Here is a 19,216-nt window from a genome sequence, read left to right on the forward strand (position 1 = left end):
GGGTGTCGACATCTCAGGCGGCTCCGTCGGAGGTCGGGGCGGGCTTGGTGGGCGGGATCGGGCCGGCCGCGGCCGTCCTCTCGAGTTCGTCGACGAGGCGGCGGAGCTGGCCGTTGTCCTGCAGGATCCGCTCGAGCAGGAGCTCGAGATCCTCCGAGCGGTCGGCCTTGGTCATCAGGTCGCGCAGCGCATCGCGGGTCTCGAGCAGCGTGGCGAGCGCCGGCACCTGCCGGACGATCGCGGCCGGCTCGAAGTCGTCGAGGCGGTCGAAATGCAGGCGCACCGGCATCTGCGTGCCGTCGTCGGCCAGGGTGTTGTCGACGACGAGGTTCAGGCCGGGCGCCATCCGGGCCATCACCTCGTCGAAGTTGTCCCGGTCGATCTGGATGAACTTGCGCTCCCGGAACGGCTTGAGCGGCCGGCTCGGATCGCCGGTGAAGTCGCCGAGCACGCCGACCACGAAGGGCAGCTCCTTCTCGATCAGGGCGCCCTCGGTCTCGACCTCGTACTTGATATGGACCCGGGGCTTGCGCACCCGCTCGAGCTTCTCGTGAATGCTGGCCATGGTGGCACCTCAGCAGGGTTGGACGGGATGTCGGAGCCGGGTTCCGGCGGCGGTCACGGGCCGGGCGGTCACGGCGCGCGGCCCTCGCCGCCCGCCTCGATCCCGGCCTGACGCAGGAAGCGCTCGCGCCCCTCGGCCTCGGGGATCAGCTCGCCGAGGAGGTCCAGCAGGGTCATCCGGCCGCGCCGGACGACCGTCTCCAGGGCGTAGGAAATCGGCGAGTGGGGCTCGGTCTGCCGGAAGTAGGCGGCGATCGTCAGGAGTTCGTCGAAAGCCTGGTCGCGGCTCGCGATGGCGCGGGGCCCGATGGGCACGGCCTGCCTCGATCCGGCCGGGGCCGGCAGGGGGGAGGGGGCGTCGGTGGCCGGGCCCGGCTGCGGCGCTGGGTGACCCGGAGGCTGGGCCCAGGCCGTGCCGAGCAGGCCGCGATAGACGTCCAGCACCTCCTCGAGCACCGCCCGGATGTTGGCGAGCGGCGGCGCATCGGTGCCGCAGAATGCGTCGAGCGTCGCACTCATCCGCAGGAACGCCGCGTGCGCCGTCCGCGCCGTCTCGGCATGGGCCCGCAGGACGTCCGAGGCCGTCGCCGCCCGCGCCTCCATGAAGTCCTGGCCGTACTGGCCGGCGCCGCGTCCGCCGCTCCGCGCGTGCCAGAGCGCGTGGGTGCCGTAGGGGTGGCCCGGCACCAGCGGGATCATCCGGATCGGCTGGATCAGCACGCCGTCGCCGCCGATCCCGTTGAGGCCGGCGAGCGGGGTGAGCCGGCCCTCGGCGTCGTCCTCGTCGACCGAGTGGAGATCGGGCCAGTAGCGGTCGATCAGGCCGTCGACCAGCGCGAAGCCGAAGGCGAGCCCGGCAAAGCCGTCGAGCCGCGCCAGAGCCTCGATCAGCCAGGCGGCGACCTCCAGGTCCTTGCTGCGGGCGAGCAGCTCCCCGGCGAGGTCGCGCACGGTGGCCCAGGCCGCCGGCACCGCCGTCGGCTCGCCGGCCGCTTCGGCGGCGCGCTCGGCGGCGCGGGCCTGCGAGCGGGCGTCCTTCAGCTGCAGATACGTCGAGCTGCCCGAGATGTCGGACCGCATATCGGGCCCGACGGGATCGTCATCCCGGACGCGCTTCAGCATGTCGTCGAGATCGAGCGGCATAGGCGGTCCGTCCGAAGCGTTTCGCCGGGGAAGCTAGTGCGGCTGTCCTGCATGGTGAAGACGTCGATCCGATTTTTTTGGCCATCCTTCCATATCGCGGAAAACCGCGAGCCGTTCCAAAGTCCATAAGAACTAACTATTCCGGAAAGGTGAGAGCGCTGCCAGAGAGAAGCCGCCTAAACGCATGAATTTCTCGCGATGGGGTTTTCACGCCCGATCGTATGCATATAACATCAGCGTCACCCGCACCGTATCGATGACGCCTCGTCTCAGGGGCCTGTCTCATGGAGGGACACCGCGCATGCCGACCTTCGACCTGCACGTGGTCGTGGGCCGTCTCGATCCGGGCCTGCGCCGGGCACTCGAGCGGGCCGTGGGCCTCGCGGTCGCCCGCGAGCACGGCACCGTCGAGGTCGAGCACTGGCTGCTCGCCCTGACCGAGGAGGGGGAGCCGCTCGGCGCCCTCCTGCGGTCGGCCGGCAGCCCGCCGGAGAGCGTCCGGGCCGAACTGACCGGCGCCCTCGACCGGATGCGGACCGGCGCGGCCGCGGCGCCCTCCCTGTCGCGCGGTACCCTGGGCTGGATCGAGGAGGCGTGGCTCACCGCCTCGCTCCGGTTCGGCCGCGACGCCGTCGCCGCCGTCGACCTCGCCCTCGCGCTCACCTCGTCGACGGCCTTGCGGGCGGCCCTGCGCGAGGCCGCCCCGTCGCTGCGCCTCGATCCCGCCGCGCTCGCGGTCCAGGCGGCCGAGGTGCCGGCGCCGGCCCCTGCCGCCCCGGGCGAGGCCGCGGTACCGGGGGGCGCCCCCGACCCGGAGGTCGAGCGCTACACCCGCGACCTGACCGCCGAGGCGCGGGCCGGACGGATCGATCCCGTCATCGGCCGCGAGACCGAGCTGCGCCAGGTGATCGATGTCCTGCTGCGCCGGCGCCAGAACAACCCGATCCTCACCGGCGAGGCCGGGGTCGGCAAGACCGCGGTGGTCGAGGCCCTGGCCCTGCGCATCGCCGAGGGCCGCGTGCCCGAGCCCCTGCGCAACGCCACCCTGCGCGCCCTCGACCTCGGCCTGCTCCAGGCCGGCGCCGGGGTGAAGGGGGAGTTCGAACGGCGGCTGACCGCGGTGATCGCCGCCTGCCGCACGGCCTCGGTGCCGGTGATCCTGTTCATCGACGAGGCCCATACCCTGATCGGCGCCGGCAACCAGGCCGGGGGGAGCGACGCGGCCAACCTCCTCAAGCCGGCCCTGGCCCGGGGCGAGCTGCGGGCGATCGCCGCCACCACCTGGTCCGAGTACAAGCGCCACATCGAGCGCGACCCGGCGCTCACCCGCCGCTTCCAGGTCGTGACGGTGGCCGAGCCCGACGAGGCGACGGGCGCCCGGATGCTGCGCGGGCTGGTCCCGGCGCTCGAGGCCCATCACGGCGTCGTCATCCGCGACGAGGCGGTGGTCGAGGCGGTACGGCTCTCGGCCCGCTACCTGCCGGCCCGGCAATTGCCCGACAAGGCGGTGAGCGTCCTCGACACCGCGGCGGCCGCCGTCGCCATCGGTCGCCAGGCCGAGCCGGCCGCCGTCGAGGATCTGCGGGCGGAGGCTGCCGGTCTCGCGGCGGAGCGCGCCGCCCTCGCCCGCGAGGCGGGGACCGATCCGGGCCGCCTCGCCGATCTCGACGCGCGGCTCGCCGCGACGGAGGAGCGCCTGTCGGCCCTGCGCGACCGGCTCGGCCACGAGCGGGGGCTGATCGCCGAGATCGATGCCCTCGCCTCGTCCGGGGAGCCGGCGCGGCCGGAGGCCCGCGAGCGGCTGGCGGTCCTGCGGGGCGAACTCGCACGGCTCCAGGGCGAGGCGGCGCTCGTCCACCCGGAGGTCGACCGCGCGGCGGTCGCCGCGGTGATCGCCCGCTGGACCGGCATCCCGGTCGGGCGCCTGGTCCGCGACACCGCCCGGGCGGCGCGTGACCTCGAGGAACGTCTGCGCACGAGGGTCACCGGGCAGGACGAGGCCCTCGCCACGATCGCGGCGGCGATCCGCACCGCGGGCGCCGGCCTCGCCGACCCGCGCAAGCCCCCGGGCGTCTTCCTGATGGTCGGGACCTCGGGGGTCGGCAAGACCGAGACCGCCCTGGCGCTGGCCGAAGCGCTGCACGGCGGCGAGGCGAGCCTGACGGTCGTCAACATGTCGGAGTTCAAGGAGGAGCACAAAGTCTCCTCCCTCGTCGGCGCTCCCCCGGGCTATGTCGGCTTCGGCGAGGGCGGCGTGCTGACCGAGGCGGTGCGGCGACGACCCTACGGCATCCTGCTCCTCGACGAGGTCGAGAAGGCGCATCCGAGCGTCCAGGACGTCTTCTACCAAGTCTTCGACAAGGGCAGCTTGCGCGACGGCGAGGGCCGGGACGTCGACTTTCGCAACACCACGATCCTGCTCACCGCCAATGCCGGCTCCGACACCCTGGCGGCGCTCGGTGCCGACCCGGAGACGATGCCGGAGGGCGAGGCCCTGGTCGAGGCGATCCGTCCGGAACTCCTGCGCCACTTCAAGCCGGCCTTCCTCGGCCGGGTGACGATCGTGCCCTACCGGCCGCTCTCGCCCGAGGTCCTGGCCCGCATCGCCCGGCTCCAGCTCGAGCGGGTGCGCGCGCGCATGGACGCGGCCCACGGGGCCGACCTCACCTGGGACCCGGCGGTCGAGGACGCTCTCGTCGCCCGCTGCCTCGCCGCCGATATCGGTGCGCGGGCGATCGACGGGACGCTGACCCGCGAGGTGCTGCCCGCCCTTTCCGACCTGGTCCTGGCCCGCGCCCTCGACGGGGCTGCGGTGCCGCCGGTCGCCTTCACCGTCACGCGGGACGGCCGCTTCGCGGCCGCACCCGCCGCCGAAGCAACCGCCGGGGCCGCGTCGCCCCCGGTCGCACCCCCGCCGGACGCCTCCTGAGGCGCATCCGGCGATCTCGCACGGGCCGGAGGCCGCCCGCATCCACCACACGAGACGACAGGGATCACACCGCCATGCCGATTTACCTGCAGATCGACGGAATCCAGGGTGACGCCACTCACGAGTCGCACCGGCGCTGGATGGACATCGAGTCCCTGCACTGGAACGTCACCCGCAACATGAACACCTTCGCGGGCTCGGCCGCCAACCGCGAGGCCTCCGAGCCGACGGTGAGCGAGGTCACGCTGACCAAGGTCAGCGATTCCTCGACCACCAAGCTGTTCCAGGAGGCCTGCTCGGGCCGCAACGGCAAGACGGCGGTGATCCACCTCGTCACCACCGGCAATCCGGGCGACACCTACATCGAGTTCACCCTGCACAACACCCTGATCGCCGGCTACACGATCGGCACCACCGGCGACCGGCCGCTCGAGACGGTGACGCTGAACTTCACCAAGATGGATGTGAAGTACACGCCGTCCGACAACCAGAACGCATCGCAGTCGCCGATGATCGCCTCCTACGACCTGGCGACGGCCCGGGCGTCCTGACGCCGACATCCTCTCAAGAACGGCAAGCGGGAGGCGCGGCGCGCGCCTCCCGCCCTCACCGCGGCCGCGCCGCCCGGCGGGCGCGCCCGCCTGTCCGGAGGAATCGATGAAGCCCGTCCGCTACGTGCTCAAGGCCGGCGACACGCTCTGGAGCGTCGCCGAAGCGCATTACGGCGATCCGGTGCGCTGGCCCGATCTCTACGCCTACAACAACCGGCCCGACATCGTCGCCCTGACCGAGCGGCCGATCACCGATCCGGGGCGGCTCAGCCCCGGGCAGGCGATCTTCCTGCCGCCGGCCGAGGCGCGCGCGACCCAGCGCCGGGCGCCGGCGAGCGCGGCGACCAAGGGCGGGGCCCCGGCCTCTGGCCTCGGCGGCGGCGGGCTCACCGGCGGCATCCGCGGCGCCCATGCGGGCGCGACGCTGACGACCGGCGGCCTCGCGCCGAACCCGGCCGCCGAGACCTTCGTCAACGACTTCGCCCACGCCTTCGACCTCGACGGCGTCCGGCTGGCGCTGCGGGGCGCGTCCGGCACCGCGACGCTCACGCTCTCGGGCCTCGTCCTGCTGCAGAAGACCGGCCGGGTGCCGCTCCTGCGCTACAGCAACCGCAGCGCCGAGGGCCAGGCGCGCAGCCTGTCGGCGATGCTGCTCGGCCGGCTGCTGGCCGCGCCGCAGACCCGGCTCGGCTGGAATCCGGGCCGTGCGCGCCTGCGCCTGCAGACGCCTCTGGCGCTCAATGCCGGCGCGCCGCCGCCGGAGGGCGCGCTCGCCCGCGGCACGACCGGCCGGGGGGCGCCGGCCTGGACCGCGCGGCTCGCGCTGCCCGATCTCGCCGGCCGCATCGCCGGCCACGCCTACCTGACGCACGGCGTGGTGGCGCAGGTCGCCCTCGCGGGCGAGCAGGGCGCCGCCACCGACGGGCAGGACGGCTGGCTCTGGCTCGACGGCGTGCCGGACCCCTCGGTGGCGATCCTCGGCGCGACCCTGTCCGAGACGGCGGTGACGGCGGGCAACGGGCTCGCCGACGCGGCCACGACCCTGGCGGCGCAAGGCGGGCACGAGATCGATCCGATCGCGGCGACGGCCTCGTCGTGGACGCCGGTCCAGATCGGCGGCTGAGCGGGCGGGCGAGGGCGAGAGGGCCGTCGAGGGAGCGATCAGGGGAGCGCCTTACGATGATGTACACCCAAACCGGGCGCCTGATGGCAATCGACACCGTCCTCGGCGAGGACGTTCTCCTGCTCGAGCGCCTCGAGGTCGAGGAGGGCCTTAACCGCCTCTTCACCCTCCAGGCCCGCGTCCGGGCGTAACGCGAGGAGATCCGCCCCGACGAGATTGTCGGCACCACCGCCGATCTCAGCCTCACGCTGGCCGACCGCTCGCAACGGGTCTGGAACGGGCTCGTCACCGAGCTGCACGAGGGGCCGATCGTCACCAGGGGCGCGCGTCAGTACGCGCTGACCTTGCGCCCGCGGCTGTGGCTGATGAGCCAGCGCAGCGACTGCCGCATCTTCCTCACCCAGTCGACGCTGGAGGTGCTGGAGACGCTCTGCGCCGAGCACCGCATCCGCAACTACACTCTCGCCGGGATCACCCGCCCGCCGCCGAAGCGCGACTACGTCGTGCAGTGGAACGAGACCGATCTCGCGTACCTGCTGCGTCGTCTCCAAGAAGAAGGGCTGTTCTACTGGTTTCGCCATGAGCGCGGCAAGCATACGCTCGCCGTCGGCGACCATCCCTCGGCCTATGATGGAAGCCAAGACACCCGCATTCGTCTGGCCTTCGGCTCGTCGGATGCCGAGCACATCCACGATTGGCGCCGGCAACTCTCGTTTACGCCGGGAAAACGATCTGGAAACGATTACGAGTTCTTGACGCCAAATCTCGATCTTGCTTCCGATACGCCGTCGATCGACCGCGTTCCCGAGAATACGGCTTACGAACTCTACGAGTATCCGGCAAGGGCGCTGACCCGCGAAGCGGGCGAGCGGGCGACGCGGCTGCGGATGCAGGCGACCGAGACCGGCTTCGACCGCGTCGAGGGCCGCTCCAGCGTGCGCACGCTCGCGGCGGGATCGCGCTTCACCCCCTACGAGGTGGCGCATCCGCGCCACGTCTACCCGGCGCAGGTGGTGACGCAGATCCTGCACCGGGCCGAGGATCCGACCTACGAGTCGGGCGCGGGCACACCGCATTACGAGAACGCCTTCACGACGCTGCCGGCCAACCGCCCGGCGACGCCGCACCGCACGGTGCCGCGTCCCCGCATCGACGGCTTGCAGATCGCCCTGATCGCGGGGCCTCCCGGCGAGGAGATCCACACCGACGCGTTCGGAAGAATCAAGCTGCAATTCCCGTGGGATCGACGGGCCCGGGGCGACGGGACGGATACCGGCTGGGTGCGGGTGACGCAGTCCTGGGGCGGCCGGACCTGGGGCCATCAGGTGATCCCGCGGGTCGGGATGGAGGCGCTGGTGGCCTACCAGGAGGGCGATCCCGACCGGCCGATCGTGATCGGGATCGCACCCAACCCGAACAACCCGGTGCCCTACGACCTCCCGGCTCACAAGACCCGTATGGTGATGCGCTCGAACTCGTATAAGTCGAAGGGCTTCAACGAGATGACCTTCGAGGATGCGACGGGTGCGGAGAACATGTTCTTCCACGCGCAGAAGGACCACACCACCAAGATCGAGAACAACCAGACTCACTCGGTGGGGGCCGATCACGCCAACGTGGTGGGCCGCAACCAGGCACTGACGGTCGGCGTCAACCAGACCCAGGAGATCGGCGGCTCGCTGCATCTGACGGTCGGCGGCACCGGGGCGGGGGCCGCCGCCCTGATGGGGCCGCTGCTGGGGATGGCCGGGCAGACCGCGGGGTTGCTGGGCCAGGCGATGGACCAGGGCGGCGGCCTCGCGGGGCTTGCCGCGATGGCGCCGCAGCTCGCCGCCTCGGTGATCGGGATGCTGGGGCAGGACGGCCAGCAGGCGCAGCAGGGGGTGTGGAACGGCCCCTCGCCGCGTTCGGATGCGGGCGTGGCCCTGGCGGCGGCGGGGGCCGGGTTCGGCCAGGCGGCGGGCGGTCTGTTCTCGCTGCCGGGGATGATGAACACCCTGGTGGGCAGCCTGAAGACCGACTCGATCGGGGTCGCCCGGGTCGAGCAGGTCGGCTCGGCCAAGGTGACGCATGTCGGCGCGGCCTTCGCCACGCAGGTCGGCAAGGCGTGGTCGCTGTCCGTGGGGGAGAGCGCCAAGACGCAGGTCGGCCGGACCCAGCAGGTGCTGGTGGGCGAGGCGTCCGAGGAGCAGGTGGGGCAGACCAAGATGATCGACGTGGGTCGGATGTTCGAGATCCAGGTCGGCGAGCGGTTCGCGATCACGGTCGGTGCGTGCCGGTTCGTGATGGACAAGTCCGGCACGGTGACGATCGAGGCGCCGAAGACCACGCTGGTGAAGGGCGGCGGTGCGGTGCTGACGGTGGGTCCCGGTCCGGTTCTGTACACGCCGGATCTGGTCAAGGGTGGGGGCGGGTCGTCGTCGGGGCAGTGTCTGCGTCGGATGTCCCAGGCCGGCACACCCTTCGTGCGGAGCTGATACCGTGACGAACGATACTCCGTCGATCGATCCTCTCGCGAAGCTGAGGGGTGTCGTCGAAGCGTTTACCGGCCAAGCCTTCGCGGTCGTGGATGGCGGGCAATTCGACGACCTCCCGGATGTCTGCCGCCGCGAGCAGCTCCTGGTGCGCTCCCTGTTCCTCGACCATCCCGATGCCGAGGTGGAGCGCGCCGGGCCCTGGCTGGTGTCACTGGCGCAGTCACCGGATGCCCTGGAGCGCGTGTTCGCCCTCACAGCGGAGAAACCAGCGGCGGTCTACTGGAGTTGCGCGTCGGGTGAGGCGGTCCTTCATCGCCATCTCCGCACCTTGAACATGGTGCGCATTCCCCGATGGGCGGTGGATGGCGGCGAAGCCCCGCCGTCGGACGGTTCTGAACAGGAGCCGGCGGCGGTGATGTTCCGGCACTGGGACCCCCGGGTTCTGGGGGCGATGATGCCGGTCCTGAATCCTGGGCAGTTCGTGCGGATCCTGGGACCGGCGGCCGAGACCGCCTTCCTGGCCGAGGATTACGGCGGCGTGCGGCGGGTGGTGGCCGATCCGGCCTTTCCGCCGGATCCGGGTGGCGTGCTCACGATCGGGTCCGAGCAGATCGAAGCGTTGACGGAGCGACGGCTGACGGCGTCGCACCGGCGCATCGCGGCCTACTTGCGCGAGGTGGCAGCCAGCGAAGTCGGCACCGCCTCGGACACGGCGTTGCACGAGCACGTCGTGATCAGCGACCGGGTCGGGCGCAGCCTCGGGCTGGCCGGTGAGGCGGCGCAGTGCCGGTGGGCGCTGCTCATGCTGCTGAGCCAAGGCCGGATCGCCAGCCATGAGCCGACCCGGGCGTATCTGGCGCAGGACGGCGATTCGCCCGACGGGCACCTGAGACGCCTGTTCGATCTGACGATCGCGGCGATGGGCGAGGCTCGCGATGCGCGGGGGCCTCGTCGATGAGCGGGCTGTTCGAGGGGATCGGCGGATCGGTCGGCGGCGTGATCGCGGGCGGCACGAGCGGCGTGGTGCAGGGGCTGCCCGGCGCGATGGCAGGGGGAGCGGCCGGCGGGGCGATCGGGGCAGCAGCGGGCGCGAGCGTCGGAGTCCTGGCCGGGGCGGGGACGGGGGGCGTGACGATCCCCGTGACGGGAGCGGGCGGTCTTGCGGGCGGGGCGGTGATCGGGAGCGCGGTGGGGGCGGGTGCCGGCTTTGCACCGGGCTTCTCCCAGGGCTACCGTGACGGATACGGTCCTGGATCGGCGATTGGCGGTGGCTACGGCCGAGCGGTGGATGACACCTGGTTCGGCAAGAAGCTGAACGCCATGGTCAAGGGCCAAGATGAGGCAGACAAAGGGATTGGAGATGATCAGGCGCTTTGCAGCGGTCAATGCTTGGCGAGCGAAGCTTCCGATGATCTTGAGAAAAAAGTCAAAGTCAAACAGGAGACAAAAGGTAAGACAAAACATGGTCGCCTGCCTGGAACAATGACAGATGCAGATAGAGAATTTGACCAACTGAAACCAAGGGATGTAAAACCAATAAATACGCAATATGGACCTGGGAGAACCGGACTTATAGATAGCAGCTCTGGAGCTGGACAGGACAGGGTGGTCGTTAGACCGGGGAATAGCGGCAATCCTAAAGAGCCCAGTCTGGACATACAAAGATCGAACGGACGGAATACAGAAATCAGGTTTGGGCCATGAAAAAATTCATTCAAAAATCCAATCTCGACGAGGATATGTCGCCAAAAATGGAGTGGATATCAGCGAACGATTTTGACGGGGTTTTATTGATCGAATCACCTGGAAAGGAAGAATTCGATGAAATTGTCAATAGTTTTTGTGAAAAGCCAATGGGCTTTGAATTAGCGCACTGCCAGTTTGATGGCGATCTTTCATACAGTCAAATCGATAACAGGGATGACTTATTTCAAGGATTTTTTGATCATAGCTATGAAGAAGTCTTCGTAAATATAATATTTCAATATGAAAATGCCGTAATGTGGCTACCATCAGAGCATAAATTTTATATAGTTTTTGCGCGTAAAACGTTTTTAAAAAAAAATAGAGCAATAAACATAAATAAACTGCGACAAGTGGCGACTTCATTTTCCAGGGAGCCTTATTTTACAGCGATGGACAAAAAATATATATCCGAGTCGATCGAAAAATATTTTACATTAGGGCGATAAAAATTCATACTTAACGACATGTTAATATTATCATTAATTAGAAGTCGTCCGCGCTATGCCCCGAATCACTATAATTAAATAGCACAAATTTAAAATTATTCGTATACTGAAACTTAGAATCATCAAGAGGAAATAATTTATAATTAAAATGGGCTGCTTCATATCACAAAATCTCATAAAAACCGACCTTAATATCCGGAGCGGGTGCTTAGCGAAGTGGATAATACAAAATATATATTGCTAGAAGCTAGAGAAATTCTCGATAAGACCCGCTGATTTCTTTCCTAAGGTAATTTTTATGAACAGACTTAGCTATCTTATCGAAAAAGAACGTCAAGTCGGACTCTCTAAAAAAGAATACGACGAAGTGTGTGAGATTTTTACAAATACATGCGACGAAGATATTAAGACAAAATGCATTATAATAATAAGAAAAGAGGCATCGCCGGCGCGGGAACAAATCGTGAGTCGTGAATTATCTATCAATAATCCTATCTTGCAATCAGAAGTGTTGCGTTTTTGGTGCGAGATCTAGATTTGGGCAATAAATATCAAGACCATGTGATAAAATTATTGAATCTTGAAGATGATCAATATGCACTATATACGCTGCAACTTGCCGCCCTTAGTGTCTCCGGTGATGCATATCGAAGCAGTAAAAATCTACATATACTAGAGTTAATTCTCAAGTTTCTTGAGCATGATCGTAAATCGCTTCAGGACGCTGCACATGACGCGCTTATCTCCGCGCTCACAAGCAATTATCGCGAGCTTTCTCCTAAGCTTCGGTATGAAAAACTCACAAATTCCGATACTGATTTATACAAAGAAAAGGCTTTAAATATAATACGCGGTGGGAGAAATTAATCATGAAATCGGTCAATTCGAGAATGTCGGAATGATTGTGCAAATAAAATCAATATAATTTTATATAGTTTGAATAAATTTTTTTATCTTTACGATCTCAACCGGGAACTGTCCCCCTATAAAATCGGATGGATACAAATACCGGCCCACAAGACCCGGATGGTGATGCGCTCGAATTCGTACAAGTCGAAGGGCTTCAACGAGATGACCTTCGAGGATGCGACGGGTGCGGAGAACCTCTTTGTTCATGCGCAGAAGGATCACGCCACACGGATCCTCAACAACCAGACCAGCCGCACGGACGCCAACCAGGTGGCGAGCGTAGGAGCGAACCGCTCCGTCGAGGTGGCGCAGAACCAGACGCACGAGATTGGCGGCTCGATGAACCTGACGGTCGGCGGAACGGGGCCGGGAGCGGCCGCTCTGATGGCGCCGCTCGCCGGCATGGTGGGACACACGGCCGGTTTGATGGCCCAAGCCGCGCAGGTGGCGGGCCTCGGCGGGCCGGCAGGCGACGCTCTCGGCCTGATGGCATCCGGTCTCGCCGGCTCGGCGCTGGGAATGCTCGGCAATGCCGGCCTGGAGGCGCGTTCGGGCGTCGTGAGCGGGCCGAACCCGCGAGCCGATGCCGGTACGGCGCTCAGCAAGGCCGGAGGAGGCTTGGGTCAGGCCGCGGGCGGACTGTTCTCGCTGCCGGGGATGATGAACACGCTGGTCGGGTCGATGAAGATCGATTCGATCGGAATGGCCAGGATCGAGCAGGTCGGCTCGAGCAAGGTCACGCATGTCGGCGCAACCTTCCTGACCCAGGTCGGCACCTACTACAAGGTCGCAGTCGGGGATGAGTTCGTCATCGAGGTCAGCGCATCGAAGTTAGTAATGAAAAAAGACGGCACGGTTCTCATACTTGGCAAGAAATTCAACTTCATCGCCGACGATCACGTACAGATACGGGGCGCCCCTATCGATCTCAATTGAACGGATGGGCGTCATCATGCAACTCGTCAATCGGACGATGTTCCCCGCGTTCGCTTTTCGTCAGTTCGATCGGGAGGGCGCACTCGACGGCGTTGTGTCGGTGCGGGGCACGTTCCGCGTCGAGCCCGGCCTGGCCCTCGCGACGGCCGACGATCAGGAGGCCTTCCAGTGGGAGGACGTCTACGACGGCGATCCACAGCAACGCCCGCTCCTGCGGCAGAGCGATCTCGTTCCATTCAAGCCCGGCACCGACGTCACGGTGTTGGGAGATGCGGTGAACCCGAACGCCGACGGCAGCCCTTTCCTCTGCCGCATCCGGATCGGAGAGCGGATCGATGCCAGCCTGCGCGTCATGGGCACCCGGTACTGGATCGCCCGCACGCGGCGAACCTGGCGCGGGCTGCTGCAGCGCGACCCGCAGCCGATCCTGGAGGGATGGGACCTCGGCGAGCCGGAGCCGGTGGCGCGGGTCCCGCTCACTTGGCAGGCGGCGCTCGGCGGCCCGCTGCCCGGTGGAGCGGGCGAGGTGCATCCCGATAATCCCCTCGGGACCGGCCTCGTCGACCGCAACCATTGCGATCACCGCCGCACTTACCCGGCGCCGACGATCGAGGCCGCCGACGCGCCGGTCGCGCGCTTCGACGTGCTGCCGCCACCCGCCGGGTTCGGTCCTGTCCCGCCCTGGTGGCGCCCACGCCAGCAGCATGCTGGCACCTACGACGAGGCGTGGCTCGCGGAGCGCCACCCGTTGCTGCCGCGCGACTTCGACGAGCGTTTCTGGCATTGCGCCCCGCCCGGCCTCGTCGCGACGCCCTGGCTCGCCGGTACCGAGGCCTTCACCCTCGACAACCTGCACCCGGACCACCCGCGGCTGACCGGCCTCCTGCCCGGCATCATGCTCGGCGCGACGGTCACGGACGAGGGCGGGACGCGCAAGCACCCGCTGGCCCTCGACGGCGTGCAGTTCGACCTGCGGCCCGGGATCGAGCGGGTGCTGCTGACCTGGCGCTGCCGGTTCCCGCTGCCCGAGGCGGAGACGGCGGAGATCGTCCTGGCCGAGCGCGCCCGGCTGCGCCGGTCCCTTCCCGACACGGAGAGCGTCGCATGAGCGGATCGGACGAGGCGAGCGAGGCCGGGGACGACTATGCCGGGGAGCCGCCGCGCCCCGATCCGTGGACGACGCAACGCCCGCTGGAGGGCCTGCGGGAGACGCACGAGGCGCGGGTGGTGAGCCTGTCGCCGGATGTGTGCCTGACGCCGCGGGGCTCGGCGCTGGTGCCGGTGCCCTACCCGATCGTCGACTACGCCGACCACTTCGAGGCCTACGCGCACACGGTGCGGTTCACGGGTCAGAAGGCGATGGTTCTGCGCTCGCGCACGACGCACGTGCACGGGGACGAGGCGGGGACGGGCGGGGGCGTGAAGTCGGGGACGCATGGCGACGTGACGGAGCCGATCGGCCACGCGCCGCAGGTGCGGGCGGAGGGGTCTTCGGTGATCCGGCACCTGGACCGGTTCTGGATGAACCGGCGCAACACGGTGGGGGAGGCGGTCTACGTGAAGGACCAGCGGGCGCGTGCGGCACCGGCGGACGACGACCCGCTGCCGGGCAGCCTGCGCCGGTCGTCCTGAGGGAGCGGGGCGATGTCCGGAACGGCCGAGCCGACCTGGTCACGCCCGCCGCCGGCGGTGCCGTCCTCGCCGAGCCTGACGCGGCTGGGGCGGTGGGGGCGTTGGTTGCTCAAGGGCGGCGGCCCGGTGGGGCGTGCGGCGTCGGCGATCTTCGATGCGTCGCCGACGGCGATGCCGTGGGTCGACGAGGTGCCGCGGGACGACTTCGAGCGCGCGCTGTTTGCCAAGGCGCGCGAGCTGGAGGCGCAGGGGGTCGACCGTGACGAGATCCTGAAGTGGTTTCGTGGCGAGGGGGTGGCACATGCCAAAACAAAGGCGAAGTCGGATTCGGACGCCCAGGCCAAAACGCAGGCGAGTCGGCGATCGGGTACGGTTCGGGTTACGCAGACACGGATCCGGTGCTATAAACTTGATAAGCATCTGACGGGCGACAAGAAGAAGGATGAGGTGTTTATCAAGGAGTTCTGTCGCCAATTGCGAGAACAAGAGGCCGCGGTCAATAAAATGACGCGGGAAGAATGGGAAAATGCACGTCAGCACTTTAAAAATAAAAAAGGGACGGTTCTGAAATAGATTATATAAATAATGAAAGGCAAAGATTGATCAAAAATTATATCCAAAAAATAATATGTCGCCTGCAGAGGCAAGGATTCGGGCGAATAACGAAATAGAAAATCTCGCACCGCTTCACGTTCCAGATCAGGTTATTGGAGGAAATTTGTCCACTATCACTCGAATGGGCGACCGCTTGGTCAATAGTATCATCGGAGGGGGGTGGCCGAGCCGAATAGCCGAATTTGAACGGCATGCAAAAAGTCTGAAGCCGGACGAGAAAATGAGCATAGAACTCTGTGCTACAGTCAAAGGCCAAGACGCTTGCGGCGAATCAAATAAATATAGCAAAAAGGAGCAGTTGTGATGTTAAAAGAAAAATTTAAAAAAGATTTTGATGAAGTGATTGGTATGTATAATCCTGAGATATTGCGTCGTTTTGATCATAGTCGCTCCGAAAAAAATTACCTGAGATGGTAATATATATGTTATCAAAAATTGGCGTGTCTAGCTGGTTAGACGGAATTTTCAGAACATGCGATCCAGAATTGATTTGGCCATCATTGGATGACGCCCTTGAAGGAAAAAATCTTTTGCGGCCTAGTGATTGTGTGCCTTACTTAATTTCAGCATTTGGTGTTGTCTATGCGTGGAATGCTGTCCTTGGAGCAATTAAATTTGACTTTCAGAGGGGGCGTATTACATGCTTCGAAGATCCAAATGTTGAAAATCACGTCAATAATGAAGGATCGTTCTTGGCACCGTTTATTGCTGAGAAAGACACCTATGATGAGTATGGGCTATATGATGCTGCTGTGAAAAAATTTGGGCCCTTAAGCGAGAATCAGATCTTCTCGTTTGCACCGATTTTCGCTCTGGGCGGTCAACCCGAGCATAGCAACCTCATCGTGACAGATGTCAGAGCTCATCTAGCGCTCCTGGCGCAATCGCAGGAGTTCGACATTCTCCACTTCGACAGCGAGCGCTATCCGGGGGGCTTCGAGAGAATAGAGTAGGGATCTGCCGGCCTGCGCACATTGAACTGATTTCGCGGGATCGGGCGAATTCAACTGGGTCGAGGAGTCGATCTGAAGCGACGTCTAATGACACGATCGACACGGCGACACGGACCCTCCATGCGCGGGCGGGCCACGCCGCCGCACTCCACAGCGACCAGACTCAGGAGATCGGCGAATCGCTGAACCTGACGGTTGGCGGCACCGGGCCGGGAGCCGCCGTCCTGATGGAGCCGCTGCTCGCGATGACCCGGCACGTGGACCGGTTCTGGATGAACCGGCGCAACACGGTGGGGGAGGCGGTCTACGTGAAGGACCAGCGGGCGCGTGCGGCCCCGGCGGACGACGACCCGCTGCCGGGCAGCCTGCGCCGGTCGTCCTGAGGGAGCGGGGCGATGTCCGGAACGGCCGAACCGACTTGGAGCAGACCGCCGCCGGCGGTGCCGTCCTCGCCGAGCCTGACACGGCTGGGGCGGTGGGGGCGTTGGTTACTCAAGGGCGGCGGCCCGGTGGGGCGTGCGGCGTCGGCGATCTTCGACGCGTCTCCGACGGCGATGCCGTGGGTTGACGAGGTGCCGCGGGACGACTTCGAGCGCGCGCTGTTTGCCAAGGCGCGCGAGCTGGAGGCGCAGGGGGTCGACCGTGACGAGATCCTGAAGTGGTTTCGTGGCGAGGGGCTCCTCATGCTGCATCTAAAGCGGAAGACGAAAATAACAAAAAGACAAAATCGTCGACGAATTCCGAAATTGTTCGAATTTCAGGGAAGGCAAATAAGAAGGAATTATGCGAGATCGCATGCGAATGTCTTAAAGATCGAGGAAGACATACAACCTATCAGGCGTGCGTCGCCGAAAAATTGTGAGATCGCTACTACGATCCTCAAAGTGGTCGGCACCCAGCCGGGGGGCACGGCGGCCGATGAGCTCGACCGCGGATGGACCGCGGCCGGAGGTGAGCTACAAAAAGGGGCCGGATGACAGATACACCCCAGTGGAAAGCCGAACCTCCCCCGGTATGCCCTCGACGGCTCCGGTCGTACCGGATGCGCCACGACCGGACGTGTCTTGGTGGAGCGGTGGGGCGCTTTCAGAACTTTGGGAAATGAAGGTTCCTCGAGCAGGAGGAAGCATTGATAGAAAAACCGAGGCGCAACGTGGTGGACGATATCGCGACATTGCTTGAGATCAAAGTATCGGGCGGGATTCGAAGGATCGTGTTAAAGTCAAAAGTATAGATGTTAAGCGTGAATGCAACTGTGATGCCGGCAGTTAAATGGAGCGTTGGAATGTCCAAAAATGATTACAACTTATGGCAAAATCACAGAAGCGATGATCAGATAGATAATCAGTTAATTTACAGGGATCCATCAAGGGGGGACGTCGTGTCTCGCGTTGGCGGAATCGCAAGTATTTATTTTTTAAATGGATGGCAGAAACAAGTCCGATTGGCCATAAGGGACTTAGTTGAAGATTATATAGATTTTTTTGAAAAAGAAATTACGCATTGTCATAGAAAAAATTCAAGGCAACTTCAAAAATTTGATCGCAAAAAATTTCTGAATTATCTTGATAAAGAGATACACAAAGGTGAAGAGGAAGAACTTTATTGCGCGTTGCATCATGCTGATCTAAAAAATGAGGACGATCCTGGCTTGTGGCAATTCATGGCTTCCGGATTCTCAAAAAAACGATACAGATCGAAAATTATCGGGTCTAAAGATCCATACTCCTGCGAGCTTCTTTTTAAAAAATCCGGATAATTTTGTGGATCTCATGCAAAAATGGGCTAGCAAGGTTCGTTGCATTCACGGATCAGGAGGACTTGGCGTTCTTACACAGCCCGGACTAGAAACTGGGTGGTACCCTTTTTATTATCCACTCATGATCAAATACCCTTCGCTTGATTATGATGCTATGGGAGATTATTGGTCAGAAGTCCGCCATGGCGGATACGAATTGCCAAAGTCATCCAATTGGCTAACATTCTTGGGAGTTTCCAATATAGAGCGATTGGGCGGCGAGGACGCAGTGCGTTCGCAGATCACGCCTGAGATAAGCTTGGTACGCTACGAAGGCGGATACTTGATCCGTGCTGGTGAGCGGCCCGTTGTCGATACCAACGGTGTGGGTGGAGTTCCTCAAGCTTATAAAGATATCGCTCGTATTATAAGGCCTATTTTATTTCAAAAATACGAATATGGAATCATCGAGGTTCCACCTGAGAAGGATAGCCTCGACGAGACGCTGAAATGGATTCATCGTTTCGAAAGTTGACGTGATTTTTTTTTGGGGGGCACCCGTCATGTTGTTCAATGCGGGCTATGCGCGCCGATCCGCGGACAGAGAAGCCGGATAGGTGGAGATGGCCGAGACGAAGGCTCGGTCGGGGCGGCACTGGTCGAGCAAGTCGGCGCGGCCAAGGTCACGCATGTGGGTATGGCCTTCGCCACGCAGGTCGGCAAGCCGTGGTCACTGTCCGTGGGGGAACGCCGAGACGCAGGTGGGTAAGATCCATCTCATGAGGTAGAGTTATGGCCACAGAGAAATACAAAAGCGATTTTGATGAATTGGTAGCTGACAGGAATCCATCTATTGTCCGCAATTTTTCATATGAAGGAGAAAATGACATTCCGGAACATCTTAAATATATGTGGTCCAAAGTCGGCATTTCATCCTGGGAGGGCGGAACCTTCTGGACATGCGATCCAGCCATGGTTTGGGGAGCAATTGAAGATTCGCTTGAAGAAAAAAATTATTGAAAGTATCGGAGTGCGTTCCCTACGCAATTTCCGCTTTTGGAAGCGTATTTGCATGGAATGAGATGCTTGGTGTAATTCGATTCGAGTTCCAGCGCGGCCGCATCATATCTTTCAATAATCCTGATAATTTAAAAAAGTGATTTTGCCGAGTGTTTTTATGACTCCATTCCCTTTCAGCAAAGAAAAATACGACGAATATAATCTTTATGATTGTGCAAATGCAAATTTTGGCCCGTTGAGCGAGGGGAAAATATTTTCTTTCGCGCCTAGTCTTCCTTTTGGCGAGGCGCCTTCCGAAAGCAGCTTAATTTTAACGGACGCAAGAGTACATTTGGCATTTTTGGCACAATCGCAGGCTTTCCAAATATTTCATTTCAACTCAAAACTATATCCAGGAGGATATAAGCAAATTGAATAAAAAATTATAATTATTG

22 protein-coding genes are annotated in these 19,216 nt (G+C 63.2%); 19 read left to right on the top strand and 3 right to left on the bottom strand.

The features are described from left to right. Nucleotides 1–13: 13 nt before the first annotated feature. Nucleotides 14–565 (bottom strand): type VI secretion system contractile sheath small subunit, encoded by a 552-nt coding sequence (gene tssB / locus miv_RS27440; RefSeq protein WP_207180066.1) that lies wholly within the window; start codon nucleotides 563–565, stop codon nucleotides 14–16. Between the two features lie 68 nt (nucleotides 566–633). Continuing rightward, nucleotides 634–1,707 (bottom strand): type VI secretion system protein TssA, encoded by a 1,074-nt coding sequence (gene tssA / locus miv_RS27445; protein WP_207180075.1) that lies wholly within the window; start codon nucleotides 1,705–1,707, stop codon nucleotides 634–636. 301 nt (nucleotides 1,708–2,008) lie between these two features. Between tssA and tssH the strand changes: the two genes are divergently transcribed. The 3 genes from tssH to miv_RS27460 all read left to right on the top strand — a co-directional run bounded on the left by tssH (nucleotide 2,009) and on the right by miv_RS27460 (nucleotide 6,310). Beyond that, a complete protein-coding gene (gene tssH, locus miv_RS27450; protein ID WP_207180077.1) occupies nucleotides 2,009–4,636 on the top strand; it encodes a type VI secretion system ATPase TssH in 2,628 nt (875 codons plus the stop codon). A gap of 74 nt (nucleotides 4,637–4,710) precedes the next feature. Next, the gene (locus miv_RS27455) at nucleotides 4,711–5,187 is read left to right on the top strand and encodes an Hcp family type VI secretion system effector (protein ID WP_048428117.1); all 477 of its coding nucleotides are present in this window, start codon (nucleotides 4,711–4,713) and stop codon (nucleotides 5,185–5,187) included. 106 nt (nucleotides 5,188–5,293) lie between these two features. Next, nucleotides 5,294–6,310, top strand: a complete 1,017-nt coding sequence (locus tag miv_RS27460) for a LysM peptidoglycan-binding domain-containing protein (protein WP_207180079.1) — start codon at nucleotides 5,294–5,296, stop codon at nucleotides 6,308–6,310. Nucleotides 6,311–6,348: 38 nt separating this feature from the next. On the opposite strand, the gene miv_RS33530 is transcribed toward miv_RS27460, so the two are convergent. Continuing rightward, a complete protein-coding gene (locus miv_RS33530; RefSeq protein ID WP_244748739.1) occupies nucleotides 6,349–6,609 on the bottom strand; it encodes a hypothetical protein in 261 nt (86 codons plus the stop codon). Here miv_RS33530 and miv_RS27465 point away from each other — a divergent pair. The 16 genes from miv_RS27465 to miv_RS33950 all read left to right on the top strand — a co-directional run bounded on the left by miv_RS27465 (nucleotide 6,559) and on the right by miv_RS33950 (nucleotide 19,200). Further along, on the top strand, nucleotides 6,559–8,787 hold the full coding sequence (locus miv_RS27465) for a type VI secretion system Vgr family protein (RefSeq protein WP_244749094.1): 2,229 nt from the start codon (nucleotides 6,559–6,561) through the stop codon (nucleotides 8,785–8,787). The genes miv_RS33530 and miv_RS27465 overlap by 51 nt on opposite strands. 4 nt (nucleotides 8,788–8,791) lie before the next feature. Then, nucleotides 8,792–9,745: a DUF4123 domain-containing protein gene (locus miv_RS27470; RefSeq protein ID WP_207180082.1), complete on the top strand. Its 954-nt coding sequence runs from the start codon at nucleotides 8,792–8,794 to the stop codon at nucleotides 9,743–9,745. Then, nucleotides 9,742–10,491 (top strand): hypothetical protein, encoded by a 750-nt coding sequence (locus miv_RS27475; protein WP_207180084.1) that lies wholly within the window; start codon nucleotides 9,742–9,744, stop codon nucleotides 10,489–10,491. Before miv_RS27470 ends, miv_RS27475 begins: the two co-directional genes overlap by 4 nt. Beyond that, nucleotides 10,488–10,979, top strand: coding sequence for a hypothetical protein (locus miv_RS27480; protein WP_207180086.1), 492 nt, complete (start codon nucleotides 10,488–10,490; stop codon nucleotides 10,977–10,979). The genes miv_RS27475 and miv_RS27480 overlap by 4 nt, the downstream gene beginning before the upstream one ends. Before the next feature lie 1,026 nt (nucleotides 10,980–12,005). Next, complete coding sequence (locus miv_RS27485; protein WP_207180088.1) at nucleotides 12,006–12,824, top strand: bacteriophage T4 gp5 trimerisation domain-containing protein; 819 nt, start codon at nucleotides 12,006–12,008, stop codon at nucleotides 12,822–12,824. Nucleotides 12,825–12,924: 100 nt separating this feature from the next. Beyond that, a complete protein-coding gene (locus miv_RS27490) occupies nucleotides 12,925–13,932 on the top strand; it encodes a DUF2169 family type VI secretion system accessory protein (protein WP_207180090.1) in 1,008 nt (335 codons plus the stop codon). Beyond that, the gene (locus tag miv_RS27495) at nucleotides 13,929–14,456 is read left to right on the top strand and encodes a DUF4150 domain-containing protein (protein ID WP_091890279.1); all 528 of its coding nucleotides are present in this window, start codon (nucleotides 13,929–13,931) and stop codon (nucleotides 14,454–14,456) included. Before miv_RS27490 ends, miv_RS27495 begins: the two co-directional genes overlap by 4 nt. A 12-nt stretch (nucleotides 14,457–14,468) precedes the next feature. Next, the gene (locus miv_RS33790; protein ID WP_207180091.1) at nucleotides 14,469–15,029 is read left to right on the top strand and encodes a polymorphic toxin type 15 domain-containing protein; all 561 of its coding nucleotides are present in this window, start codon (nucleotides 14,469–14,471) and stop codon (nucleotides 15,027–15,029) included. 55 nt (nucleotides 15,030–15,084) lie between these two features. Beyond that, complete coding sequence (locus miv_RS33945; protein WP_207180092.1) at nucleotides 15,085–15,375, top strand: polymorphic toxin type 15 domain-containing protein; 291 nt, start codon at nucleotides 15,085–15,087, stop codon at nucleotides 15,373–15,375. Between the two features lie 118 nt (nucleotides 15,376–15,493). After that, complete coding sequence (locus miv_RS27510) at nucleotides 15,494–16,024, top strand: T6SS immunity protein Tdi1 domain-containing protein (RefSeq protein ID WP_207180093.1); 531 nt, start codon at nucleotides 15,494–15,496, stop codon at nucleotides 16,022–16,024. A 227-nt stretch (nucleotides 16,025–16,251) separates the two neighbouring features. Next, nucleotides 16,252–16,407, top strand: a complete 156-nt coding sequence (locus miv_RS27515) for a hypothetical protein (RefSeq protein ID WP_207180094.1) — start codon at nucleotides 16,252–16,254, stop codon at nucleotides 16,405–16,407. 12 nt (nucleotides 16,408–16,419) lie between these two features. Further along, nucleotides 16,420–17,001 (top strand): hypothetical protein, encoded by a 582-nt coding sequence (locus miv_RS27520; protein WP_207180095.1) that lies wholly within the window; start codon nucleotides 16,420–16,422, stop codon nucleotides 16,999–17,001. Between the two features lie 257 nt (nucleotides 17,002–17,258). After that, nucleotides 17,259–17,783: a hypothetical protein gene (locus tag miv_RS33535; RefSeq protein WP_244749111.1), complete on the top strand. Its 525-nt coding sequence runs from the start codon at nucleotides 17,259–17,261 to the stop codon at nucleotides 17,781–17,783. Continuing rightward, entirely contained in the window at nucleotides 17,743–18,297 is a 555-nt protein-coding gene (locus miv_RS27525) for a type VI immunity family protein (RefSeq protein WP_244749096.1), read from the top strand. The genes miv_RS33535 and miv_RS27525 overlap by 41 nt, the downstream gene beginning before the upstream one ends. Nucleotides 18,298–18,554: 257 nt before the next feature. Beyond that, nucleotides 18,555–18,782: a GAD-like domain-containing protein gene (locus miv_RS27530; RefSeq protein WP_207180097.1), complete on the top strand. Its 228-nt coding sequence runs from the start codon at nucleotides 18,555–18,557 to the stop codon at nucleotides 18,780–18,782. A gap of 157 nt (nucleotides 18,783–18,939) precedes the next feature. Continuing rightward, nucleotides 18,940–19,200, top strand: a complete 261-nt coding sequence (locus miv_RS33950) for a T6SS immunity protein Tdi1 domain-containing protein (protein ID WP_207180099.1) — start codon at nucleotides 18,940–18,942, stop codon at nucleotides 19,198–19,200. Nucleotides 19,201–19,216: the final 16 nt, after the last annotated feature.

Origin of the sequence: Methylobacterium indicum, from assembly GCF_017347565.1 — a bacterium.
Taxonomy (GTDB): Bacteria; Pseudomonadota; Alphaproteobacteria; order Rhizobiales; family Beijerinckiaceae; genus Methylobacterium; species Methylobacterium indicum.